Source organism: Thioclava indica, assembly GCF_000714545.1.
In the GTDB taxonomy this organism is placed as follows: Bacteria; Pseudomonadota; Alphaproteobacteria; order Rhodobacterales; family Rhodobacteraceae; genus Thioclava; species Thioclava indica.
In genome coordinates, this window is the sequence record NZ_AUNB01000001.1 from 1 (window position 1) to 24,097 (window position 24,097).

A 24,097-nucleotide genomic window follows, 5' to 3' on the forward strand; every position below is an offset into this window, starting at 1 on the left:
TTCGCTATCTGCTATATAAGGACGTGAACCGCCATATGCGCTTTTCGGGCGGGTTTGCGCGCTAGGCCCTCAGGCGGGAACGGTCTCGATCACATAGGGGGTGGCCAGCCAGTGTTCCTCAAGGTTGGCCCCCGCCCCGATCCGGTCGATCACCGCGTAAAGCCCCGGCGCCTCGAACGGCGCAAGCACCCCGTGCCAGACGCCGCGATGCAGGTTCACCGCTTGACCCGGCTGCGTCAGAAAGGCCTGAATGTCACTCGGCGCGCCGTCCTTATCCTGCGCCACGATCACCAGAAAGCGGGTCTGCGTCATCGGGATAAACGCCTGACTGCCGTCCGGGTGACGTTCCAGCATATCAACGACATAGGGCAGATGGCGGGCCTTGGCGTCAAACAGGCTGATCCCGGCGCGCCCGTCGGAAAAATCCAGGCTCGCGCGGTCGTGATAGCGCCCGCACATTCCGGCATTGATGATCTTGTCGGGTGCGCCGCTGGCTTCGATCACATCACCATAGGGCGCAAAATCTGTGCTATTCAAGGGGCTTACAGTGAGAATCTGAGACATTTCGAGTATCCTTTTGCCGCCTTTTGAATACCGGCCGGATTGATCCGAGCCTTCCACCTTTATGGTTTCCCACGCCCCAACTACGGGTGCAAGCGTGCCAAAGCCGCCTGCCCCTTGCCCCTGCGGCGGGCGCGGCCTAATTTGCGCCCAAACGACAAGCCCGGAGACCGCCATGAGCCAGAAACGCAGCATTTTCGAGGAGGTCGGCGCGCAAGACGGCCCCCAACGCAGCGAACCCAAGGGCGGGATGATCGACGCCAAACCCAAAGGCGCGCGCAAAGCGATCCGCGTCTGGCTGTTCATCATGTTCGCGCTGGTGGTGGCGATGATCGGCGTGGGCGGGGCGACGCGGCTCACCGATAGCGGGCTGTCGATTACCCAGTGGAAGCCGATCTCGGGGGCGATCCCGCCGATGCATCTGGCCGATTGGCAGGCGGAATTCGCCAATTACAAGCAAAGCCCGCAGTTCCAGTATATGAACCCCGATATGACCCTGTCGCAGTTCAAGGGCATTTTCTGGTGGGAATGGGGCCATCGCCAGCTTGGGCGCATCATTGGCCTCGTCTGGTTTGCGGGCTTTATGTTCTTCTGGCTCACCAAGAAAATCCCGCAGGGCTGGTGGGGGCGCCTGTTCAGCCTTGGGATATTAGGCGGGATGCAAGGCGCGATTGGCTGGTGGATGGTGTCTTCGGGGCTGGTCGGGCGGATGACCTCGGTGGCGTCATACCGGCTGGCGACACATCTGGGGCTGGCCTTTATCATCCTTGGCCTGATCGCGTGGTTCGCCGCGCAACTCAGTCGACCCCAAGCGCAACTGCTGCAAGCACGCCGCCTCGCCGAGTCACGACTAACGGGGCTTGGCACGGTGCTGATCGTGCTGGTTTTCCTCCAGATCATTCTGGGCGCGCTGACTGCGGGCATCGACGCCGGGCTGGCCTTTCCGACATGGCCGTCGATGAATGGCGAGTTCCTGCCCTCGGAAAGTTTCGACTACACGCCGCTTTGGACGAACTTCTTTGAGAACCCCGCGCTGGTGCAATTCAACCACCGCATGATGGGCTATCTGGTCGTCTTGCTGGGCCTGTTTGCCGCATGGCGCGCGCGCAGCTCTGCCCATGTCGCCACGCGTCAGGCATTCGCGCTGATGAGCGCGATGATCGTGTTCCAGATGGTGTTGGGGATATCCACGGCGCTGGAACTGGTGCATTACTGGTGGCTGGGGCTGATCCATCAACTGGGCGCCGTTATCACTTGGGTGCTGGTGATCCGCGCACGTCATATGGCGCGTTTCCCCCTCGTCCGGTCCATTCGGGAGGGACGGGCATGAGCGCGTTTGAGGAACTCGCCGCGCATCAGCGCGAAACCGAGGCGTTGGGGAATATTTCGGGGCTTTTGGGTTGGGACCAAGAGGTGATGATGCCGCGCGGCGCTGGCGATCAGCGCGCCGAGGAAATGGCCGCGATTGAAAGCGTGCTGCACGCGCGGCGCACCGATCCGCGGATCGAGGACTGGCTGGTGCGTGCCGAGGCCAAGGACGCCGCCCAAGCCCGCATGCTGGATCTGGTCGCGCGCAGTTATAATCGTTCGACCCGTATTCCCGCACGGCTGGCGACCGAACTGGCGCGCCTGACCTCGCTAAGCCAAGGGATCTGGGCGCAAGCGCGCGCGGACGAAGATGCCAGCGCCTTCCTGCCCACGCTTGATGAGGTCGTGCGCCTGAAACGCGAAGAAGCAGCCTGTGTGTCGGATGGCGATCTTTATGATGCGCTGCTCGATGATTACGAACCGGGCGCGAAGGCCAAAGAGCTGGGTGCAATGTTTGACCGGATGCGCGCCCCGTTGGTCGCCCTGCGCGACCGTGTGCTGGGATCGGAGGTCTCACCGCAGCCGCTTGATATGGTCTTCCCCGAAAATGCCCAGCTTCGACTTGCGCGCATTTGCGCCAGCGCCTTTGGCTATGACTGGACGCGCGGGCGCCTTGATATGTCGGTGCATCCCTTTTCCTCGGGCGGGGGCGATGATGCGCGCATCACCACCCGAATTTCCGAAAGCGAACCTTTCGGCAATATCTACTCCACGATCCACGAGACGGGTCACGCCACCTATGAACAGGCGATCGACCCGGCCTATCGCTTCACGCCGCTCGGGCATGGCGTGTCGATGGGCGTGCATGAAAGCCAGTCGCGCATTTGCGAAAACCAGTTGGGCCGCTCTGCCCCGTTCACCGGCTGGCTGTATACCCGCATGATCGAGGCGTTTGGCGATCTCGGTCTGGACGGTCCCGAGGCGTTCCATGCGCTGGTGAACCGCGTCGAGATGGGCTTTATCCGCACCGAAAGCGACGAGCTGAACTACAACCTGCACATCATGCTGCGCTTTGATCTGGAACGCGATCTGATCGCTGGCAAGCTGGAAGTGGCCGATCTCGAAGAGGCGTGGAACACCCGCTTCAAACATGATTTCGGCGTCAGCGTCACCAAACCCTCGCAAGGGTTCCTGCAAGACGTGCATTGGTCGTTGGGCCTGTTTGGCTATTTCCCGACATATGCGTTGGGCAATGTCTATGCGGGCAGCCTAGACAAAGCGATGCGCAAGGCCGAGCCGGATATCGACGCCGGATTGGCCAAGGGCGATGCCAGCGTGGCCAAAGGCTGGCTCGATCAAAACCTGCGCCAGTTTGGCGGCTTGCGCCCCCCGCGCGACACCATCGAACACGCCTGCGGTTTTGCGCCCGATGAAAAGCCCCTGCTCGACTATCTGAGCCGGAAATTCGAGGCGATCTACCGGCTTTGACGTTAACCCTGAAAACGACGCGACCCAGCGTCACGCTAGGGAAAACGGCTGATCGTTGTTAGATGGGTGGCTCAGGCGACAAGGAGCCCCCATGACACGATACCAACTCAAGCATACCCCGCGCGAACATATCGCCGACGGGATCGTGCATGTTCTGGGCGTGGCCTTGGCCGTGGCCGGGGTCAGCGCGCTGATCGTCTGGGCCTCGCTAAGCGTTCCCACAGGGCGGATCTGGCCACTCGCAATTTACAGCCTTGGCCTGATCGCCTCTTTCTCACTCTCGGCGGCCTATAATCTGACACTCCACGCCCCGACCCGCGCGATCCTGCGCCGCTTTGATCATGCCGCGATTTACCTTTTGATTGCTGCGACTTACACGCCAATGGCGCTCAATGGCATGGGCGGCACTTGGGGCTGGGTGCTGACGGGCGCAGTCTGGCTATTGGCGACAATTGGCATAGTGATGAAGCTGGGCTTCTTTCACCGCTCCGAACGCTCGGGCTTTATCCTATACCTCGCAATGGGCTGGCTGGGTGTGCTGGCCGCTTGGCCACTTTTCACGACGCTTTCCCTGCCCGCGCTGGTGCTGATCGTGGTCGGCGGGCTGACCTATACGCTTGGAACGCTATTTTACCAGATCGAGCGAATCCCCTTCTCGCGCGCGATCTGGCATTCCCATGTTCTGGCCGCCGCCGCGACCCATTACGCCGCCGTGATCCTCGTCACGACCTCCTGACCCCTTCCTCTTGATAGAAATATCCCGGGGGAGGCGCGCGTCAGCGCGACGGGGGCAGCGCCCCCTCTTTGACTGCTAATTGTCGCCCTCCGGCGACGACGGGGGCAGCGCCCCCTCTTTGACTGTTAATTGTCGCCCTCCGGCGACGGGGGGGGCAGCGCCCCCTTCGGCCTAGATCGGTTCGATATCGCCCTCGGCGCGTTTGGCGTGAAACGCGGCCACGAACTGCGCCAAAGTTCCGGCGGCAATCGCGTCGCGCAAACCCTGCATCAGGTCTTGATAGTAATGCAGGTTATGCCATGTCAGCAGCATCCCCGAGATCATCTCCTGGCTGCGGAATACATGGTGCAGATAGGCGCGCGAATAGTTGCGGCAGGCCGGACAGGTACACCCCTCATCCAGCGGGCGCGGGTCATCGGCGTGACGCGCGTTCTTGATGTTGATCTGGCCGCGCCGCGTCCAAGCCTGCCCCGTGCGCCCCGAGCGCGAGGGCAGCACGCAATCCATCATATCAATGCCGCGCTCGACCGCGCCCACGATATCATCGGGCTTGCCCACGCCCATCAGATAGCGCGGCTTGTCGACGGGCAGCATATCGGGGGCGTAATCGAGCACGCCAAACATCACCTCTTGCCCCTCGCCCACCGCCAGACCGCCAACCGCATAGCCCTCAAAGCCGATTTCCGTGAGTTTCTCGGCACTTTCGGCGCGAAGCTCACGCGTCACGCCGCCTTGCTGAATACCAAACAGCGCGTATCCGGGCCGATCACCAAACGCCTCGCGCGAGCGCAGCGCCCACCGCATCGACAGCCGCATCGACTTGGCGACCTCGGCGTCCGTGGCGGGCAGCGCGGGACATTCGTCAAACGCCATCACGATATCAGAGCCCAGCAATTTCTGGATCTCCATGCTGCGCTCGGGCGTGAGCATATGTTTGGAGCCATCGATATGCGAGGCGAAGCGCACGCCCTCCTCGGTCAGCTTGCGCAGGCTCGCCAGACTCATCACCTGAAATCCGCCAGAATCCGTCAAGATCGGTTTATTCCAGTTCATGAACTTATGCAGCCCGCCAAGGCGCGCGATGCGTTCGGCGGTGGGGCGCAGCATCAGGTGATAGGTGTTGCCCAGCAGAATGTCGGCGCCGGTCGCTGCCACCGATTCCGGCATCATCGCCTTGACCGTCGCCGCCGTGCCCACGGGCATGAACGCAGGCGTGCGGATCTCGCCGCGCGGGGTGGAAATCACGCCGGTGCGCGCCGCCCCGTCGGTGGCGTTCAGGGTAAAACTGAATTTCGACATCTCGGCGCTCCTGCTTATCAGGGCGCGGGTGTAGCGCGGATGGCGGCGGATGGGAAGACGGGCGCAAGCGCCCCGCCGGTCACGCGATCAGACGCCAGAAGAACACGGCGCTCATGGAGAAACCGACCACGGCAATCAGGCCGCGCACAACCGATTTTGGCAGCATCCGCGCAATCGGCGCGCCTGCATAGCCGCCCAGCGTCGAGGCCACCATCATGCCAATCGCATGCTGCCATTCCACCAGGCCGCCAAGCGCAAACACCGCGACCGAGATCGCCGAAAGCGCGAATGACAGCCCGTTCTTCAGCCCGTTCATCTCGTGCAGATCGACCATCCCCCAGAGCGCGAACAGCGCCAGCAGAACGATCCCGAGACCGCCGTTGAAATAGCCGCCATAGATGCTGACCAGCAGCAGCCCGACCGAGCCAAACGGCGTCACCGCGCGACTGTTTTTACTGGCCCAACGCCGGATTTGATCGCCAAACAAAAACGCAAGCGTCGCGGCGAGCAGCAAAAAGGGAACGACGACGGAAAACGCCTTGTTTGAGGAAACCAACAGCAAAAGCGAGCCGATCAAACCGCCCGCAAATGTCACTGCCAGCAGTCTAAGCATGCGGGATTTGTCAAAGCGCGCAAGTTCAGCGCGAAAACCGAACGCACCGCCCAAGTAACCCGGAAACACCGCAACAGCACTTGTCGCATTCGCCACGACCGGCGGCAGGCCGATAAAGACCAGCGCGGGGAAGGTCAGAAACGTGCCGCCCCCCGCGATGGTATTCAGAACGCCCGCGCAAAACGCGGCGATCAAGACGATTACAATATCCATATCTCCCCCCGGCCCAATCGGCTCAACTCTCGGCCTTTTTCTCCCAACGCCCCGACTCTTCGCTCCAGTAAGCGGCCTTGGCCCCCGCCCCGGTCAGCGCCTTCCACTGGATGCGCGCGTGTTGCACCGCCTCTGGGTCATTGCCGTCAAACAGGATCCAGACCCGTTTATGCGTCTCGGATTCAGCAGCGTCAATTTCTGCGCCATGCACCGCCATCACCGCCTCGCGCGCGTCCGTGGCGGGCGTGCTGGTCAACAAGATCGGTTGCAGCGCGTCATGCGGCCCGCCCGCCGTGCCGTGGGGCAGAAAGCTGGCCTCACCCATCTGCCAAAGCTGTTGATCAAGCTGGTCGAGCCGCGCAAGGTCACGCCCGCGCAGCTCGATCTTCCAGCCCTGTTCCAGCGCGCGGGAGGCAAGATTGGTCACCACCTGCTCAAGCGTGGAGTGGGTCAGGTGATAGAAATTGACCTGCCCCATGCTAGCCTTCGAATGTATCGCGGATCAGGCGATCCAGCGTCATCACGCCCCAGCCCGTCGCACCCTTGGGGGCCAGATCGGTCGCGCCGGGCGGCAGCGCCACGCCCGCGATGTCGATGTGACACCACGGCACGTCATCCTTCACGAAGCGCTTGAGAAAAGCCGCCGCCGTGATCGAGCCAGCAGGCCGCCCGCCGGTGTTTTTCACATCGGCCAAACGCGACTTGATCAGCGAGTCATAAGCGGGTTGCAGCGGCATGTGCCAAGCGCCCTCGCCCTCGGATTTAGCGGCTTTAAGTATGTCGCCTACGAACTTGTCGTCATTGGCAAAAAGACCTGCGTTCTCGTGCCCCAAGGCAACGATCACAGCGCCGGTCAGCGTGGCAAGGTTAACCATCGCGCGCGGCTTGAACCGTTCCTGCGCATACCACAAAACGTCGGCCAGAACGAGGCGGCCTTCGGCGTCGGTATTGATCACCTCGATCGTGTCGCCCTTCATGGATTTCACGATATCGCCGGGGCGTTGCGCCTTGCCGTCGGGCATGTTTTCGACGAGCCCGACAAGGCCCACGACATTGGCCTTGGCCTTGCGCAGCGCCAGCGTGCGCATCACGCCCGACACGACCCCTGCGCCGCCCATATCCATCGTCATGTCTTCCATGCCCGCCCCGGGTTTGAGGCTGATGCCGCCCGTGTCGAACACCACGCCCTTGCCCACCAGCGCGAAAGGCGCCTCATCGCCGCCGCCATTCCATTGCATGACCACGACTTTCGAGGGGCTTTCCGAACCCTGACCGACACCCAAAAGCGCGCCCATGCCCAGCTCTTTGAGTTGCTCTTCTTCAAGGATTTCCACCTGCAAGCCCAGCTCATGCATCGCGGCCAGACGGGCGGCAAAATCATCGGTGGTCAGGATGTTGGCGGGCTCATTGACCAGATCGCGGGTAAAGAAGACGCCCTCGGCCAGCGCGGCATGGGGCGCGGCTTGCGCGGCGAGCTCTTCGGGGGTGGCCGACATCACGGTGACAGGGCCAAAGGCGGAATTGCCCGAGGTGTGATAGTTGAACTGATAGGCGCGCAGCGCCAGACCAAAGGCGACATCGGCGGCCCGGTTCACCCCCTCGGCCAGCATGATCGCGCCGCGCTCGCCCAGCTTGGCCCCCACGGCCCCGCCCGCTTTGCGCGCCTGCGCCTGATCGGCGCGCCGCTCAAGGCGTAGAATTTGCACCGCCTCGGCCGCCAGCCCCACCGGCCAGCCCAGATCAAGCGACTCGCCCGGCGAAAGCTTGGCAAAGCTACTGGACGCCAGCGCACGGCGCAGCGCGCCTTTCATCAGCCGGTCCAGCTTGCGCCCCGTCGGGCCAAGCTTGCCCTCTTCCCCCGCACTCAACACGATCCGCCCCTCAAAGGCGCTAAGCGCATCAATGTCGATCTCTTTAAAGGCTATCTCGACGGGTTGGGTCATAAAACTCTCCGAATTTTGCCGATCATGCGCGCAATCGCGCCAATGCCAGGCGGTGTTTGTCAAAACGATCTCGCGCGACCCTAGCCCCACGCCCGGAAAATGAAAAGCGCCCCAACTGGCACCTTTCTTTGATCTGCGCGACAGGCTAGAGAGAGGGCAAAACCTGCAGCGGTTGTCTGCGGGAGGGGTGGTAGGAAATTTGACGCGACTGGACCGATATTTGTTGTCCAAACTGATGGCGTTGTTCGGGTTCTTTGCGCTCGTGCTGGTGTCAGTTTATTGGGTCAACCGGGCTGTGCTGTTATTTGACAGCCTGATTTCGGATGGGCAAACGGCTCTTGTGGTGCTGGAATTCACCGCGCTGACGCTGCCCTATGTGATCCGTATCGTGCTGCCCGTCGCGGCGTTTGCGGCCACAATTTACGCGGTCAACCGGCTAGATCAGGATAGCGAATTGGTGGTGATGCGCGCGACGGGGGCGTCGAACTGGCGGCTGGCGCGATCTGTGGTGGTATTCGGGCTGATCGCCTCGGTGATGATGGCCGCTTTGGTCAATGTGCTGGTGCCCGCCGCCAAAGAACGCCTTGCCGAGCGACGTCAGGAAGTGGCGCAAGACGTCTCGGCACGGTTTTTGACTGAGGGCAGTTTCCAGCACCCCGCGACGGGCGTGACGATCTATATCCGCAAGATTTCTGAACTCGGCGAGTTGGAAGACCTGTTTCTGGCGGATCGCCGCAATCCCGCGCGCGCCACGACTTACACCGCCGATAAGGCGTTGATCGTGCGCTCTGATAGTGGGCCGAAACTGGTGATGCTGAACGGCATGGCGCAGACCTTACAGCAGCCCGGCGACCGGCTAGCCATTACGCGGTTTGCGAATTTCACTTATGATATCGGGGCGTTGCTTCAGTCAAACAGTAATCGCAAGCGCGCGCTGGATGAGATCGGAACGCTGGAACTGATGCGCGCCGGGTCGCAGCTGAGCGCGCTGACCGGTGCCACGCCCGATCAAATCCGCCTTGAGGTGACCCGGCGTATCTCGCAACCTCTGCTGGCGCCTATCGCTGCGCTGATCGGCTTTGCGGCGATGATGATCGGGACGTTTTCGCGATTTGGGATGTGGCGCCAGATCACGCTGGCGATCCTGGGGCTGATCGCCGTGCAGGCGCTGCAAAACAGCGTCGAGAGCGTGACGACCAGAGATCCCAGCCTTTGGCCGCTCTTGTATCTGCCCGCCTTAGGCGGCGGCTTGATCGCCTGCGCGATGCTGTGGTGGTCCCAGCGACCTTGGCGGGTGCGCGGCGCACGCGCTGTGGCGGAGGGCGGCGCATGACGCTGGCGCTGTATCTCGCAAAGCGGTTCCTGCGCGCGTTTTTTGTCGTGGGCGCAAGTTTCTGGGGCATTTTGTTCCTGATCGACATCGTCGAAGAGGTGCGCCGGTTTTCCGATGCCAATTTGGGGCTGGGGCAGTTGTCGCTGCTGTCGCTGCTGAACACGCCGACGACGCTGTATAATATTTTGCCGTTGATCGTGATGCTGTCGGCCGTGGCGCTGTTCATCGGCTTGGCGCGCTCGTCGGAACTGGTGGTGATCCGGGCCTCCGGACGTTCGGCCCTGCGCATGCTGGCGGCACCTGTTGCCGTGGCGCTGCTGATCGGGGTGGCGGCGCTGTTCATTGCCAACCCTTTGGCCAGCGGCACCGCAAACCGCTACGAGACTTTGGCCGAGCATTATCATGCCCGCGATGGTGAAACCGTCTCGATCGGGCGCGAGGGCGTCTGGATGCGCCAAAGCGCGGGGCTGAGTAGCGATGGCAAGACCTTCGCGCAGGCGGTCATTCGCGCCACGCGCGCCAATGCCGATGCCACGACGTTGTTTAACGTCACCTTCCTGATCTTTGATCCCAAACGCGGCCCGATCCGGCGTATTGACGCAGCCAAAGCTCAGCTTGAACCCGGCCAATGGCTGCTGAGCGATGTCAAGGATTGGCCCCTTGGCAGCTCCACCAACCCCGAGCGCGATGCCACGCGTGCCCCCAGCCTGACCCTGCCCTCCGATCTGACGGTCGAGCGCATTCGCGACAGTTTCGGCAAGCCCTCAGCGGTGCCGATCTGGCAATTGCCCGGCTTTATCGCAGCGCTTGAACAAGCGGGTTTTTCCGCGCGTCGTCATCAGGTCTGGTTCCAGATGGAACTGGCGCTGCCAGTGTTGCTGGCGGGGATGGTGTTGATTGCGGCGAGCTTCACAATGGATCATATTCGCTTTGGCGGCACAGGCGCAAAAGTGCTGATGGCGCTGGCCGCCGGGTTGGGGCTGTTTTTCTTGCGCAATATCGCGCAGGTTCTGGGAGATAACGGGCAGATTCCCGTCATCTTGGCGGCATGGGCCCCCCCGGTGATCGGTTTGATGTTGCCTTTGGCGCTGGTATTGCACCGGGAGGATGGATGATGCGGTCGCGCGATCTCAAAGCGGCATTGGGAGCGTTGGTGCTGGGTGGGGGGCTGTTTGGGGCCTACACGTTGGCGCTGGCCGACTCGCTTGCGGCGCAAACCGCGACCAATGGCGCGGCAGATGAGACCGCGATCCCCGCCTCGGATGAGCTGGCGACATTGCTGGCCGACCGGGTGCAGATTGAGGATCAAAACCGCCTTGTCGCGCAGGGCAATGTCGAGATGTATTACCGCTCCAACCGGTTAACGGCGACGCGGGTGATCTATGATCAAGCCCAAGACAAGCTGATTATCGAGGGCCCGATCCGGTTGGAGCAGCCCGGCCAGACCGGCAGTATCATCGTTGCCTCGCAGGCCGAACTGTCGCCCGATTTGCGCAACGGCATTTTGCTAAGCGCGCGCATGGTAATGGCGCGCGAATTGCAGCTTGCCGCCGCCTCAATCGAACGCACAGACGGGCGTTTGACGGTGATGAAACAGGTCGTCGCCTCGTCTTGTGAGGTCTGCATTAACGACCCCACCCCGCTTTGGGAAATCCGCGCGCGCAAAGTCGTGCATGATGCGCAAACCAAGCAAATCGTCTTTTATGATGCGCAGTTTCGCGCAGCAGGCATGCCCATCGCCTATCTGCCGCGCCTGCGCATGCCCGCGCCGGGCGTCACACGGATGTCGGGATTTCTGCGCCCGTCGCTTCGCACCACCTCAAGTCTGGGCGCAGGGATCAAGCTGCCGTATTTCTTCGCGCTCGGCCCCTCGCGCGATCTGACCGTGACGCCTTATGTCTCGGCCGCGCGCACCGCGACGTTGGGGCTACGCTATCGCGAGGCGTATAACTGGGGCAACCTCGAGTTAAGCGGCGCTGTGTCAGATGATGACATCATCCCAAACGAGACGCGCGGATATCTGTTTGGCGATCTCAGCGCGCGCCTGCCCGATGATTTCAAACTGGGCGTGCAATTGCGGTTGGTGAGCGACAGCAGCTATCTGTTGAACTATGACATCAGCGATGAGGACCGGCTGTGGTCGGGCATCACGCTGGAACGGGTGCGCGCGGGCGAGATGATCACCGCACGATTTGGCAACACCCATTCGATTCGCGATGATGAAAGCAATTCGATCAATCCGATGCTATCAGGCACCGCGCAATGGGTGCGCAGCTTTAGCCCGGCCTCGATTGGCGGCTTGGCGACGGTGCGGTTTTCAACGCTTGGCGCGCGGCGCGCCTCGGATTCGACGTTGGACAGCGATCTCGATGGTGTGCCCGATGGGCGCGATATGCTGCGCGGTTCGTTCACCGCAAATTGGCAGCGCAACTGGCTGCTGCCCGGCGGTATGCTGGGCGGGATCGAGGCGCAATATGCCGCTGATATCATTCAGACCGCATCCGATCCAAGCTATGACAGCACGATCCTGCGCGACCAGCCCACCTTGGCGACCGAGCTGCGCTGGCCTTGGGTGAAATCCAGCACCCGCGCCTCTTATGTCATTGAGCCGATTGCGCAAATCGTCTGGGCGCCGAACAATTTAACCGCCTCGCCCGATGAAGATAGCCTGCTGCCCGAATTCGACGAGGGCAATCTGTTCTCGCTGTTGCGGTTTCCGGGCGAAGATATGCGTGAAACCGGCTTGCGCGCTAATCTGGGCGTTAGCTGGACGCGTTATGATGCCTCGGGGTGGTCGCTGGGCGTGCTGGCCGGGCGCATCTTCCGCCAGCGCGATCTTAGCCAGTTCAGCGCCGGATCGGCCCTGTCGGGGATCAACTCGAACTGGCTGGTTTCGACCCAGCTCAGCACCTCCAAGGGGCTGACATGGACGAATCGTGCGCTGTTTGACGACGATCTGTCATTCTCGCGCGAAGAGATGCGCGTCGCGTGGTCGGCAGAGCGCTATCAGATCGCGGCGGGATATCTTTGGGTGGATGCTGCCTCGGACAGCTCGCTTAATACCGATCTGTCTGAACTGAGGCTCGACACTCAATGGCAGTGGGCGAACGGCTGGCAAAGCAGCTTTTCGACGCGCTACGATTTCACCGCCGAGCGGGCTGCACGCGCACAACTGGGGCTTCAATACACCAACGAATGTGTTTTGGTTGATCTTTCCCTCTCGCGCCGCTTCACTTCCTCTACTAGTGTAAGCCCCGAGACGGATTTCGGCCTGTCGGTGCAGCTGGTAGGCTTTGGCTCGGCACAAGGGGGCGCGGTGCGCCGTATGTGTGCGCGCTAATCGTAAGGACCGAAGGCCGAAAAAAGACGCGAATGAACGGATACAGGCACGCCATGACGATGATGACCCGATTGCTCACCCTTTTGACGCTCGCGATTTCGCTGGTGTTTGGCGCACAACCCGGCTTGGCACAATCAGGGGGCAGCTTTGCCCCCGTGGTCACCGTCAACGGCTTTGGCATCACCGATTACGAGATCAACCAGCGCATGCGCTTCATGCAATTGCTCAACGCCGCAGGCACGACGCGCCAAGAGGCCGAAGAGGCGCTGATCCAGGATCGCTTGCGTGTGTCCTCCTCCCATCAGGTCGGCATGAAGCTGACAGAGGCAGATCTGCAAAAAGGCATGGCAGAATTTGCGGGTCGCGCCAACTTGGACACCGAAAAATTCGTCGCAGAGCTACAGAAAAACGGGGTCGATCCCGCGACGTTCAAAGAATTCGTGCGCGCCGGTATGTTGTGGCGCGAACAGGTGCGCGCGCGCTTCGCCGCGAAAGTGAACATCAATGAGGCTGCGGTTGACCGCGCGATGATGCCGGAATCGCTCACTGGCAAAGGGGTGAAAGTGCTGATCTCCGAGGCGATCATCCCCGCCCCGCCCGGAAATGAGCGCAACGCGATGGGACAGGCACGCCAGCTTTCGGCCGCCAAGGGCGAAGGTGCGTTTGCCGCACTGGCGCGCAAATACTCGGCTACTGAGTCGCGCGCGCGCGGCGGTCGTCTTGACTGGATGCCGATCACCAACCTGCCTCCGCAACTGCGCTCGGCGATCCTTGCGCTCAAGCCGGGAACGGCGACGGGGCCGATTACCTTGAAAGGCGCTGTGGCGGTGTTCATGCTACGCGCGATCGGCGATGGCGGCGCGCCCAGCGGGCCGCAAACGCTAAGCTATATGACCTTTAATCTGGGCGCGACTGGCAGTGATCAAGCGGCGAAACTATCGGCCAAGATCGCGGCCGATGCGCGGCGCTGCAACGAACTTTACACCATCGCCAAAGGTATGCCCGCAACCGCGCTGGTGTCCCATGAGAACGTGGCCCAAGCGCAGGTGCCCACCGATATCGGCCTGTCTCTGGCGCAACTGGATGTCGGTGAAACCCGTGTGCTCTCGCGCGGTGGCTCGGATACGCTGGTGATGCTGTGTGATCGCCAAAGCGTGCCCGGCAAAGACGAAACCGCCCCCACCCGCGATCAAGTCCGCGCACAGTTAGAAAACAACGCGCTGGCCGCTTATGCCGATGGCTTTCTGGCCGATCTTGAGGCCGATGCGGTGATCGTACGCAAATGAGTTCGCGCGCCCTTGACTGCCCGGTGATTGTAAGCTGCGGCGACCCGTCGGGCATCGGCCCGGAACTCGCCGCGCGCGCTTGGGAGCATTTCGGCGCGCGCCTGCCCTTCGTATGGATCGGCGATCCCGCGCACCTGCCCCGCGGCACCAAAATTCGCGAGATCTCTCAGCCAAGCGAGGCGAGCACCCATGCCAGCGCGGGCCTACCGGTGCTGCCCCATCCCTTCCCCGCCGCAGCCGAGCCGGGCAAACCCGATCCGGCCAATGCGCGCGCGGTGATCGATGTGATCGCGCGCGGCGTGGATCTGGTGATGCGCGGGCAAGGCTCGGCGCTGTGCACCGCGCCCATTCACAAAAAGGCGCTGCATGACGGGGCGGGCTTTGCCTTTCCCGGCCATACCGAATTTCTTGCCCATCTCGCAGGTGTTGATCGTGTGGTGATGATGCTGGCGTCGTCAAATGCGACGCCGCCGCTGCGCGTGGTGCCCGCTACGATCCATATTGCACTGGCCGATGTGCCCACTGCGTTCACGCCGCAACTGCTGCGCGACACAGTGCGCATCACTGCGCAGGGTCTGCGCCGCGATTTTGGTTTTGACACCCCGCGTATCGCGGTGGCGGGCCTCAACCCGCATGCCGGCGAAGGCGGCGCAATGGGCCACGAAGAACTGGACTGGATGAATGATGAAATCGCCAGCCTGCGCGCCGAGGGCTACGCGCTTTCGGGCCCGCTACCCGCCGATACGCTGTTTCACGCCCGCGCGCGCCAGACCTATGACGCCGTCATCTGCGCCTATCACGATCAAGCCCTGATCCCGATCAAGACGCTCGATTTCGACGGCGGGGTGAATATCACGCTGGGCCTGCCCTTCGTGCGCACTTCGCCCGATCACGGCACCGCCTATGATATCGCGGGCCTCGGGCGCGCCAATCCGGCCTCGCTGATTGCCGCGCTTGAGATGGCTGCGCGCATGGGCGCGGCACGCGGGGCGTGATCTAATGGGCTTTCATCTGGCTCTAAATACTCCCGCCGGAGGCATCTGCGGTTTGCGCCGGACGCTCCGCGGGGAGTATTTTATGCTAGATGAAATGAGGCCCGCCTAATGGCCGCGCTGGATGGTTTGCCGCCGCTGCGCGAGGTGCTGCGCAGCCATGATCTGGTGGCGAAGAAAAGTCTTGGGCAGAACTTTTTGCTTGATCTCAACCTGACAGCCAAGATCGCGCGCGCGGCGGGCGACTTGTCAGGGGCAGATGTGCTGGAGGTCGGCCCCGGTCCCGGCGGGTTGACGCGCGGGTTGCTGGCGGAAGGCGCGCGTAAGGTTCTGGCAATTGAGAAAGACCCGCGCTGCCTGCCCGCATTGGCCGAGATTGCGGCAGCCTACCTGGGCCGTCTTGAGGTCATTCAGGGCGATGCGCTGGCGATCAATCCGCTGGCGCATTTAACGCCGCCGATCAAGGTGGCCGCGAACCTGCCCTATAATGTCGGCACCGAGCTGTTGGTGCGCTGGCTGACCCCGCCAAGCTGGCCGCCGTTTTGGGACAGTCTGACCTTGATGTTTCAGCGCGAGGTGGCCGAGCGTATTGTGGCGCAACCCGGCGACAAGCATTACGGGCGGCTTGCGATTTTGGCGCAATGGCGCGCGCAGGCCCGTATCGTGATGAGCCTGCCGCCCGAGGCCTTCACCCCTGCTCCCAAGGTTCATTCGGCGGTGGTGCATCTGCGCGCCCTGCCCGAGCCGCAGTTTCCGGCAGATCCCGCGACGTTGAGCCGGGTCGTGGCAGCGGGCTTTAACCAGCGGCGCAAGATGCTGCGCGCCTCGTTGAAATCGGTCGCTCCTGATATCGAGGCCAAACTGGAAGAGGCTGGGATCAAACCGACGGAGCGCGCCGAGCAGGTCAGCATCGAGCAGTTTTGTCGCTTGGCCCGAATTGTGAAAGGCGCCAGTTAAGCCGGTGTGAAATGCGCAGAACGCAAAAGACCCGCATCAGATGCGGGTCTTTTATTGCTTGGCTCTCGTCATTTACTCTGAAGAAGACTCGGGCGTGGTCGCGGGTTCGGCCTTGGGTTGCCGCGGTTTGCGCGGCGCGCGCGGGCGCTTGGGCTTTTCGGTTTTTTCCGATTTCTCGGCTTTTTCCGGCTTTTCAGGCTTTTCCGACTTTTCCGCGACCGGAGCAGCGTCGCTACTGGCGCGGCTTTCGGGCGTGTCGACCAGCGCGGAGTCTGTTTCATCGGGCGCAGGCATCGGCGGCATCATGGCGCTGCTTTCATCGCTTGACCTACGATCCGACCGGCGGTTGTTGTCAGAGCCGCGGGTGTCGCGCGGGCCTGCATCAGAGCGCGCAGCCTCAGCGGTCGGGTTGCTTTGCGACGGAGGCTGGGACGCGTTCTGGCCGTTGTTCTGGCCATTATCCGAACCATTATTCTGACCATTGTTCTGGCCGTCGCCCTGCGTATTCTGGTTTTGTTGGCGCTGCTGGTTGCGCGCCTCTTGCTCGCGGGCTTGTTCGCGCTGCGCCTCGCCCAGCATCCGTGTGTAATGCTCGGCGTGTTGCAGAAAGTTCTGCTCGGCCACGCGGTCATTGGACAGTTGGGCATCGCGTGCAAGCATCAGATATTTGTCGATAATCTGCTGCGGAGTGCCGCGCACTTTGCCCTCGGGACCGGAGCTGTCAAAGACCCGGTTGATGACATTGCCCACAGAGCGTTGACGGTTCGACTTGTTGCGCGAACGGGATTTGGAAGATCTCATGGTTTTCTTTTGGCTTATGGCGCCGCGAGGGCGCATTTTCGGGGTCAGGCCCCGAAACGGGGCGCGTGCCGCGCGGGATGTCCGGGTCAGGCGCAAGCGAAAAGCCAGCTGTTGATCCGAGACCCGCAGTGTGAAGCTGAGCCGTGCGAGGGGAGAAACGCTCCACCAAACACAAGATTGAGTAAACATGCGCGGAGCGCGGTTTCAAGCCTTTAAATGTCTTTCTGCGGCTATTTGTCTGGGATTTTAAGAAATTCCGGGTAAAATCGGCAACAAATTGCGTAAGGGGCGAGGTGTTGGCCGGTGTTTTAGCCCAGCGCGCAGTCCTCTACCTCTGTCGGTTTACGGGCCGCGACCACGCGATCGCGCCCGTCCAGATCGCGAAGGATTGCGATTTGATCAAACCCCTGAGCGGCGAGCAAGTCGCGCACCACGGCGCCTTGTGTCGGGCCGATTTCCAGCAAAATCCGCCCGCCTCCCATCAGCCGAGCGCCCGCGCCGCGCGCTATCGCGCGGTAAGCGTCCAGCCCGTCACCGCCCGGGCTAAGCGCGCCTTGCGGCTCCCAATCGCGCACATCGGGGCTGAGGGCTGCCATCTCATCGGCGGCAATATAGGGCGGGTTGGACACGATCAGATCAAAGCGCCCCGTGATCGAATCGAACCAGTCAGAGGCGGTAAAACCTGCCCGTTTCGACACACCCAAGACGTTTGCATTTTCGCGCGCAACCTCTAATGCGGCGGGGGAGATATCAGTGCCAACGCCCTGCGCTATCGGCATGGATTTCAGCAGCGAGATCAGGATGCAACCGGTGCCCGTTCCCAGATCAAGCAGGCTCACAAAGGGCTGTTCCAGCGCGGCCTGCACCAGCGTTTCGGTCTCCGGGCGCGGGTCGAGCGTGTCGCGGGTGACACGGAATTCATGCCCCCAGAACAGTCGCTTACCGGTGATCTGCGCGACGGGCTGATGGGCGGCGCGCGCTATGATTGCCACGTCCAGACGCGCTTGCGCGCCCTCGGACATCGGGTCTTGCAGCGCCAAAGTCACACGGTCGGGCGCAATTCCCAAAGCATGGGCGAGCAAGCGGCGCGCATCCCCCGCAGCCCCCGCAATTCCGGCCTGCGTCAACTGGCGGGTGGCGGCGATCAGCGCCTCTTGCGCCTTCACCCCTCCATCTCCGCGAGTTTGGCCGCCTGGTCGTCAGCGATCAGCGCGTCCAGCACCTCGTCCAGCTCGCCCTCCATCGCCTGCGCCAACGCGTAGATCGTGAGGTTGATCCGGTGATCGGTCAGCCGCCCTTGCGGGAAGTTATAGGTGCGGATGCGTTCCGAGCGATCCCCCGAACCGACCTGCGATTTACGGCTTTCGGCGCGCTCAGAAGCGGCGCGGTCGCGCTCGGCCTCGTAAAGACGCGCGCGCAGAACGGCCATCGCGTTGGCGCGGTTCTGGTGTTGGGATTTCTCTGAACTGGTCACCACGATACCGGTCGGGATATGGGTGATGCGCACCGCCGAGTCGGTGGTGTTGACGTGCTGGCCGCCGGCGCCGGAGGCCCGCATTGTATCGATGCGAATGTCGCCTGCGGGGATGTCGATATCAACGTCTTCGGCTTCGGGCAGCACGGCCACGGTGGCCGCCGAGGTGTGGATGCGCCCGCCGGCCTCGGTTTCGGGTACGCGCTGCACGCGATGCACGCCGGATTCGAACTTGAGCCGCGCGAACACACCCGCGCCCTCAATCCGCGCAACCGCCTCTTTGACGCCGCCAAGTTCGGTCTGCGTCAGCTCCATCAGCTCAAAGCGCCAGCCCTGCTTCTCGGCGTATTTTTGATACATCCGCAGCAGATCACCGGCAAATAGCGCGGCCTCTTCGCCCCCTGTTCCGGGACGGATTTCCAAGATCGCCGGGCGCGCATCGGCGGCATCTTTGGGCAGCAATGCCAGACGCAACGCCTGCTCCATTTCTGGGATGCGCGCTTTCAACTCCGGCAGTTCTTCCTCGGCGAGGCCCTTCATCTCGGGGTCCTCCAGCCAGCCCTCGGCCTCGGCCAGATCGGCGCGCGCGCGTTGCCACTCTTCAATCTGGGCGACGACGGGTTTCAGCTCGGAATATTCACGGCTGATCTGGGCAATTTTCGCCGGATCGGCACCCGCAGACAGTTGCGCTTCGAGAAATTCGAAACGGGCAAGGATCTGGGCAAGTTTTTCTTCGGGCAACATGCAAGCGGTTTGGCGTGAAGCGCCCCGTTGGTCAAGTGGGCGCGAAGCGGTGTTGCAAGGTGACGCGCGCGCCCTGCCCTGCTAAAGCGGTTTCAGGGAGAAATTCGGGAGAGAATAAACCGATGCGTGCCGCTCTGATCGCACCAAGTCTGATCGCACCAAGTCTGATCATCGCGCACCTTGCGCTTATCGCGCCGCTGCTTGCCACACCCGCGCTGGCGCAAGAGGCGCCCGCGATTGAGGCGATGAACGAGTATATGATGTTTTCGGGCTATGAAGACGGCATCATCCTACCCGAGCAGATCGACCGCGAGGTGTTTGACAGCGTGCTATTCGTAGACACGCGCAATGCCGAGCAATTCGACCATGAAACGATCCCCGGCGCGGTCAATATCGAATGGCGCGAAGTGCTGGATCGCATCGACGAAATCCCGGTTGATCGCAAGACGGTGGTGTTTTGCAATACCGGCACACTAAGCGCGCAGGCCGCGTTCGCGCTGCGCGTGGCGGGGCGCAAGAATGTGGTGGTGTTGCAGACCGGGCTGAACGGTTGGCGCGAATGGGCGGCTTATAAACCCTAGGCTCACGCTTGCGTCATGACGCGCTCTCTTTACCCCGGCCGCACATTCCCTATATAAACAGTCGAGTTATCCGCGAACCGCGAGAGAGACCCCATGACCGCCAGTCCCGAAGAGCCCCTAGAGGGCACGCCGCTGATCAAGCCCTCAACCACCGATCATCCGCTTTATGAGCAGGTGGTGGATGCCTGTCGCACCGTCTATGACCCCGAAATTCCGGTCAATATCTATGACCTTGGCCTGATCTACACGATTGAGATCACGCCGGAAAACGAGGCCAAGCTGATCATGACGCTGACCGCGCCGGGCTGTCCGGTCGCCGGTGAAATGCCGGGCTGGGTGCAAGATGCGGTGGCCTCGGTCGGGGGTTTGCGCGATGTCGATGTCGAGATGACCTTTGATCCGCAATGGGGCATGGACATGATGTCGGACGAGGCACGCCTCGAACTGGGCTTTATGTAACTTTTTGTGATGCGCTTTTTTTGCGGGACGGTGCGGGGCGATCCGCGCCGTCCCTTGCATTTTTGTACACCCCTCTCGCGCAAGGGACCGCCTTGCCGCATGTGCCACGCGCCCCATCTCGAGGGGACAACAAAGACCTCCCCACGCAAAGACAAAGGCGCATAATGACCGATATGCTTTTCACCCCCACCACGCTTGGCCAGATCGAGATTGCCAACCGTTTCGTCATGGCCCAGCTGACGCGCAACCGCGCCCCCGATCTGGCACCGACCGATCTGACGGTGCAGTATTACCGCCAGCGCGCCACCGCCGGTTTGATCATCTCGGAAGGCACGCAAATTTCGCCGATGGGTCAGGGCTATGCCTAGACGCCGGGCATTTATAATGACGCGCAGGTCGCGGGCTGGCGCAAGGTCACCGATGCGGTGCATGGCGCGGGCTCCAAGATCGTCGCGCAGATCTGGCATGTCGGGCGCATTTCCGTGCCTCAACTGCTGGACGGGCGCGATCCGGTTGCGCCCTCGGCCATTGCGGCGGGCGCGAAGACCTTTGATGGCACCGGATTCGTCGAAACGCGCGTGCCCCATGCGCTTACGGTTGAGGAAATTGCTGCCACGCTTGCAGATTATCGCAACGCGGCGGAATGCGCTAAGCGCGCTGGCTTTGACGGGGTCGAGATCCACGCCGCCAACGGCTATCTGATCGACCAGTTCCTGCGCGATACGTCGAACACGCGCACCGACAGCTATGGTGGCTCGATCGAGAACCGCACGCGGTTCCTGCGCGAGGTGGTTGAAACGGTCATTGGCATCTGGGGGCCGGGGCGCGTGGGCATCCGCCTGTCGCCGTGGTCGAATGCAAACAATGTCGGGATTTCCAGCGATACGCCCGAATTGTTCGCCGCCGTGGTCGATTTCCTGAACACGCAGGATCTGGCCTTTGTGCACCTGATCGAGGGGCAAACGGGCGGTCCGCGCGACTGGCCTGAAGGGGCGATTGAAGCCCTGCGCAATCGCGTTACCGCGCCCTATATCGCCAATAACGGCTATAGCCACGAGATGGCCGAGGCGGCGCTGAATGAGGGCGCGGCAGCAGTCGCGTTCGGGCGGTTGTTCATCGCCAATCCCGACCTGCCCCAGCGCTTCAAGGCGGGGGCCGATCTGAACCCGCTGGACGGCGATCATCTGTATGGTGGCGGGGCCGAAGGCTACACGGATTACCCCACGCTGGATTAAGGCATCATTCATACGGCAAAGAAATGCAGGCTTTATAGCCTGCATTTTTCTTTTCGCAGGTAAAATAACTTGCATTACACAACATGCAGGCATTACAACCTGCATATGAGCCACATCAGCGTCCTCACCGGCGACCTTGTCGCCTCGTCTCGCCTCTCAAGCCACGCGCTGGATGCAGCCCTTGGGGCTGTGAAACAGGCGTGTGGCGACTTGAGCCCAGCCATTGGCGCAACCCGGTTTGCGCGCAATCGCGGCGATGGCTGGCAAATCGCGCTGGACGCGCCGCGTTTTCAGGCCCGTCTTGCGTTGCTGATCCGCGCCGATCTGCGCGCGCTTGGCCCCGAGCTTTCAACCCGTATCGCGATTGCGCGGGGCGCAGGCAGCTTACCCGACACGGCGGATCTGAACGCAGCGCACGGACCGGTTTTTACCGCCTCGGGGCAGTTGCTTGATACGCTTGAGGGGCCGCGCATCGCCTATGCCGGGGGCGGTGCATTGGGCGCGGCGCTGCGCCTGTTTGACCACATCTCGCAGGGCTGGACACAGGCGCAGGCGCGCGCGATGGTGCCGATGCTGCGCCTCGATCCGCCCACCCAGACCGCCGCGAGCGCCGAGATCGGCATTACCCGCCAATCGCTGGCTCAGGCCTTGCACGGCGCGGGCTATGAGGCGATCCTCGCGGCGTTGCAGATGATTGAGGAGCGCGCATGATAGAAACCTTCACCGCCCTGATCTGCGCCCATGTGTTGGCCGATTTCGCGTTGCAAAGCAATGCGATGGTTGCAGGCAAAGCGCGTCGTGACATGCCCGTTTTCGCTACTCACCTGGCGATTCTTATCGCGCTGAGCGCTCTGGCATTGCTGCAGTTCTCTGCCGCCTTTCTCGCCGCGCTGATCCTTGTCGGGCTCAGCCATTTTCTGATCGACATCGCCAAAACCTTTGCCCCCAAAAACCGCGCATTGATGGCGTTTATCACCGATCAAGGCGCGCATCTGATCGCCACCGCCGCCATTGCCGCCGCCTTCCCCGGCCTGTTTGCCAACGCGCTTTGGGCGGGCCAAAGCTGGCTGCCCGGCACGCTGGCGCTGATTTCCGGTGGGATAGTGACGATCCGCGCAGGCGGCTTTGCGGTTGGCTTGCTGATGGCGCGTTTTGACGACAAAGCCCCGCCCGAGGGGCTCCCCGAAGGCGGTCGCCTGATTGGCCAGCTTGAACGCGGCGTAATCTTTTTGCTGGTACTGGCCGGTCAACCCGGTGCGATTGGCTTTTTGATCGCGGCCAAGTCGATCCTGCGCTTTGAGGCGGTGTCGAAAGACGGTGCCAATCCCAAAAGCGAATATGTCATCATCGGCACGCTGGCCTCGTTTGGTTGGGCTTTGGGCGGCGCTTACGCCACGCTTGCGCTGATGACCCACCTCGCCCCCCTTGGAATTCTGCCCTCGGCGAACTAGATTTGACTCACAAGGAGAGCCCCCATGTTCAACGTTCCCGGACAAGACCCCGTCACGATGACCGACGCCGCCGTGGCCCAAATCGCCAAGCTGATGGCGCGTGAAAACGCCGCTGGCTTTCGCATTGGCGTCAAAAAGGGCGGCTGTGCGGGCATGGAATACACGATGGAAATCGCCGCCGAGGCAGGCCCGATGGATATCGTGGTGGAAAATGGCCCCGCGCGCGTGCTGATCGCCCCGATGGCGCAGATGTTCATGCTGGGCACCGAGATTGATTACGAAACGGGCTTGCTTGAAAGCGGCTTCAAGTTTCGCAATCCCAATGTCGTCGAGGCCTGCGGCTGCGGTGAATCGATCAAATTCGCCGATATGGACGCTGCAGACGCCAAGGCCTAAGCCTCTGCGCGTTTTTGCCCTTTGCGCTGCCCCGCGCCCTGCCCTAATCTGCCCGCATAATCATTGAGGGAGAGAGCGCATGCGCACGAAACTGGCCGCTGGCAATTGGAAAATGAACGGGCTTAAGGCGGATCTGGCCGAGGTTGAGGCTTTGGTCGCCGCACATCCCTCGCCGCTCTGCGATGTTCTGCTATGTCCGCCCGCGACGCTGATTTCGGCGATGGCGCAGGTGGCAGGCGCAAGCCTTGATGTGGGCGCGCAGGATTGTCACATGAAGGGCTCGGGCGCGCATACCGGTGATATTTCGGCGGCAATGATCGCCGATGCCGGAGGCAGCCACGCCATTGTCGGGCATTCCGAACGCCGCGCTGATCACCATGAAAGCGATGTGATGGTGCGCGCCAAGGCCGAGGCCGCGATCGAGGGCGGTCTGATCGCCGTGATCTGCGTTGGCGAGACCGAAAGCCAGCGCGACGCGGGCGAAACGCTAACGATTATTGGCAATCAGCTTAAAGGCTCGCTGCCCGATCATGCGACGGCCGCCAATACCGTCGTGGCCTACGAACCGGTCTGGGCGATTGGCACCGGGCGCACGCCGACGCTGGAACAGATCGCCGAGGTCCATGACTTCATGCGCAACGCCTTGGTCAAACGCTTTGGCGCTGAGGGCGACGGGATGCGGCTGCTTTATGGCGGCTCGGTCAAACCCTCCAATGCCACCGAGATCTTCGCCGTCTCCAATGTCGATGGCGCGCTGGTCGGCGGGGCCTCGCTCAAGGCCGCTGATTTCGGCGCGATTATCGCCGCGTTGGACGCTGCTTGATCCGCGCCCGCGCGGCATCCGTTTTCACGCGATGCCGCGCGGCCCCAACTGTAAACCGCTCGCG

At 62.2% G+C, this 24,097-nt stretch carries 23 protein-coding genes and 1 pseudogene; 16 read left to right on the top strand and 8 right to left on the bottom strand.

The features are described from left to right. Positions 1 to 69: 69 nt before the first annotated feature. The gene (locus DT23_RS00005) at positions 70 to 564 is read right to left on the bottom strand and encodes an ureidoglycolate lyase (protein ID WP_038127636.1); all 495 of its coding nucleotides are present in this window, start codon (positions 562 to 564) and stop codon (positions 70 to 72) included. A 172-nt stretch (positions 565 to 736) separates the two neighbouring features. Here DT23_RS00005 and ctaA point away from each other — a divergent pair, with 172 nt between their 5' ends. From ctaA to trhA, 3 genes are all read left to right on the top strand, one after another. Next, complete coding sequence (gene ctaA / locus DT23_RS00010) at positions 737 to 1,891, top strand: heme A synthase (protein WP_038126933.1); 1,155 nt, start codon at positions 737 to 739, stop codon at positions 1,889 to 1,891. Beyond that, positions 1,888 to 3,357 (top strand): carboxypeptidase M32, encoded by a 1,470-nt coding sequence (locus tag DT23_RS00015; protein ID WP_038126936.1) that lies wholly within the window; start codon positions 1,888 to 1,890, stop codon positions 3,355 to 3,357. Before ctaA ends, DT23_RS00015 begins: the two co-directional genes overlap by 4 nt. A 91-nt stretch (positions 3,358 to 3,448) precedes the next feature. Beyond that, entirely contained in the window at positions 3,449 to 4,093 is a 645-nt protein-coding gene (gene trhA / locus DT23_RS00020) for a PAQR family membrane homeostasis protein TrhA (protein WP_038126939.1), read from the top strand. A gap of 171 nt (positions 4,094 to 4,264) precedes the next feature. Here the strand turns inward: trhA and tgt are convergent, their stop codons facing one another. The 4 genes from tgt to DT23_RS00040 form a co-directional block, all read right to left on the bottom strand. Continuing rightward, positions 4,265 to 5,392: a tRNA guanosine(34) transglycosylase Tgt gene (gene tgt, locus DT23_RS00025; protein WP_038126941.1), complete on the bottom strand. Its 1,128-nt coding sequence runs from the start codon at positions 5,390 to 5,392 to the stop codon at positions 4,265 to 4,267. Positions 5,393 to 5,471: 79 nt separating this feature from the next. Beyond that, positions 5,472 to 6,218, bottom strand: coding sequence for a sulfite exporter TauE/SafE family protein (locus DT23_RS00030; protein ID WP_038126943.1), 747 nt, complete (start codon positions 6,216 to 6,218; stop codon positions 5,472 to 5,474). Between the two features lie 22 nt (positions 6,219 to 6,240). Further along, positions 6,241 to 6,696: a DNA polymerase III subunit chi gene (locus tag DT23_RS00035; protein WP_038126947.1), complete on the bottom strand. Its 456-nt coding sequence runs from the start codon at positions 6,694 to 6,696 to the stop codon at positions 6,241 to 6,243. Between the two features lies 1 nt (position 6,697). Continuing rightward, positions 6,698 to 8,161, bottom strand: coding sequence for a leucyl aminopeptidase (locus DT23_RS00040; protein ID WP_038127637.1), 1,464 nt, complete (start codon positions 8,159 to 8,161; stop codon positions 6,698 to 6,700). Positions 8,162 to 8,360: 199 nt separating this feature from the next. Between DT23_RS00040 and lptF the strand changes: the two genes are divergently transcribed. The 6 genes from lptF to rsmA all read left to right on the top strand — a co-directional run bounded on the left by lptF (position 8,361) and on the right by rsmA (position 16,069). After that, entirely contained in the window at positions 8,361 to 9,494 is a 1,134-nt protein-coding gene (gene lptF / locus DT23_RS00045; protein ID WP_038126950.1) for an LPS export ABC transporter permease LptF, read from the top strand. Beyond that, the gene (lptG, locus tag DT23_RS00050) at positions 9,491 to 10,609 is read left to right on the top strand and encodes an LPS export ABC transporter permease LptG (protein WP_038126953.1); all 1,119 of its coding nucleotides are present in this window, start codon (positions 9,491 to 9,493) and stop codon (positions 10,607 to 10,609) included. The genes lptF and lptG overlap by 4 nt, the downstream gene beginning before the upstream one ends. Beyond that, the gene (locus DT23_RS00055; protein WP_051696926.1) at positions 10,606 to 12,834 is read left to right on the top strand and encodes an LPS-assembly protein LptD; all 2,229 of its coding nucleotides are present in this window, start codon (positions 10,606 to 10,608) and stop codon (positions 12,832 to 12,834) included. The genes lptG and DT23_RS00055 overlap by 4 nt, the downstream gene beginning before the upstream one ends. A 53-nt stretch (positions 12,835 to 12,887) precedes the next feature. Continuing rightward, positions 12,888 to 14,120, top strand: coding sequence for a peptidylprolyl isomerase (locus DT23_RS00060; protein ID WP_038126955.1), 1,233 nt, complete (start codon positions 12,888 to 12,890; stop codon positions 14,118 to 14,120). Further along, positions 14,117 to 15,115: a 4-hydroxythreonine-4-phosphate dehydrogenase PdxA gene (gene pdxA, locus DT23_RS00065; RefSeq protein ID WP_038126957.1), complete on the top strand. Its 999-nt coding sequence runs from the start codon at positions 14,117 to 14,119 to the stop codon at positions 15,113 to 15,115. The genes DT23_RS00060 and pdxA overlap by 4 nt, the downstream gene beginning before the upstream one ends. 108 nt (positions 15,116 to 15,223) lie before the next feature. Next, positions 15,224 to 16,069, top strand: coding sequence for a 16S rRNA (adenine(1518)-N(6)/adenine(1519)-N(6))-dimethyltransferase RsmA (gene rsmA, locus DT23_RS00070; protein WP_038126959.1), 846 nt, complete (start codon positions 15,224 to 15,226; stop codon positions 16,067 to 16,069). 72 nt (positions 16,070 to 16,141) lie between these two features. Here the strand turns inward: rsmA and DT23_RS00075 are convergent, their stop codons facing one another. The 3 genes from DT23_RS00075 to prfA form a co-directional block, all read right to left on the bottom strand. Then, on the bottom strand, positions 16,142 to 16,870 hold the full coding sequence (locus tag DT23_RS00075; RefSeq protein ID WP_038126962.1) for a DUF4167 domain-containing protein: 729 nt from the start codon (positions 16,868 to 16,870) through the stop codon (positions 16,142 to 16,144). 308 nt (positions 16,871 to 17,178) lie between these two features. Then, a complete protein-coding gene (gene prmC, locus DT23_RS00080) occupies positions 17,179 to 18,036 on the bottom strand; it encodes a peptide chain release factor N(5)-glutamine methyltransferase (protein WP_038126965.1) in 858 nt (285 codons plus the stop codon). Then, positions 18,033 to 19,088, bottom strand: coding sequence for a peptide chain release factor 1 (gene prfA, locus DT23_RS00085; RefSeq protein WP_038126966.1), 1,056 nt, complete (start codon positions 19,086 to 19,088; stop codon positions 18,033 to 18,035). Before prfA ends, prmC begins: the two co-directional genes overlap by 4 nt. Positions 19,089 to 19,210: 122 nt before the next feature. On the opposite strand from prfA, the gene DT23_RS00090 reads away from it, so the two are divergent. The 7 genes and pseudogenes from DT23_RS00090 to tpiA all read left to right on the top strand — a co-directional run bounded on the left by DT23_RS00090 (position 19,211) and on the right by tpiA (position 24,033). Next, on the top strand, positions 19,211 to 19,669 hold the full coding sequence (locus DT23_RS00090) for a rhodanese-like domain-containing protein (RefSeq protein ID WP_081846857.1): 459 nt from the start codon (positions 19,211 to 19,213) through the stop codon (positions 19,667 to 19,669). Positions 19,670 to 19,762: 93 nt separating this feature from the next. Next, entirely contained in the window at positions 19,763 to 20,128 is a 366-nt protein-coding gene (locus DT23_RS00095) for an SUF system Fe-S cluster assembly protein (RefSeq protein WP_038126968.1), read from the top strand. Positions 20,129 to 20,292: 164 nt separating this feature from the next. Further along, positions 20,293 to 21,363, top strand: a pseudogene (locus DT23_RS00100) (alkene reductase). A 105-nt stretch (positions 21,364 to 21,468) separates the two neighbouring features. Then, complete coding sequence (locus DT23_RS00105; protein ID WP_038126974.1) at positions 21,469 to 22,074, top strand: hypothetical protein; 606 nt, start codon at positions 21,469 to 21,471, stop codon at positions 22,072 to 22,074. Beyond that, the gene (locus DT23_RS00110) at positions 22,071 to 22,814 is read left to right on the top strand and encodes a DUF3307 domain-containing protein (RefSeq protein ID WP_038127008.1); all 744 of its coding nucleotides are present in this window, start codon (positions 22,071 to 22,073) and stop codon (positions 22,812 to 22,814) included. The genes DT23_RS00105 and DT23_RS00110 overlap by 4 nt, the downstream gene beginning before the upstream one ends. A gap of 24 nt (positions 22,815 to 22,838) precedes the next feature. Further along, positions 22,839 to 23,210, top strand: coding sequence for a HesB/IscA family protein (locus tag DT23_RS00115; RefSeq protein ID WP_038127011.1), 372 nt, complete (start codon positions 22,839 to 22,841; stop codon positions 23,208 to 23,210). Between the two features lie 79 nt (positions 23,211 to 23,289). Beyond that, positions 23,290 to 24,033, top strand: a complete 744-nt coding sequence (gene tpiA, locus DT23_RS00120) for a triose-phosphate isomerase (protein WP_038127013.1) — start codon at positions 23,290 to 23,292, stop codon at positions 24,031 to 24,033. Positions 24,034 to 24,097: the final 64 nt, after the last annotated feature.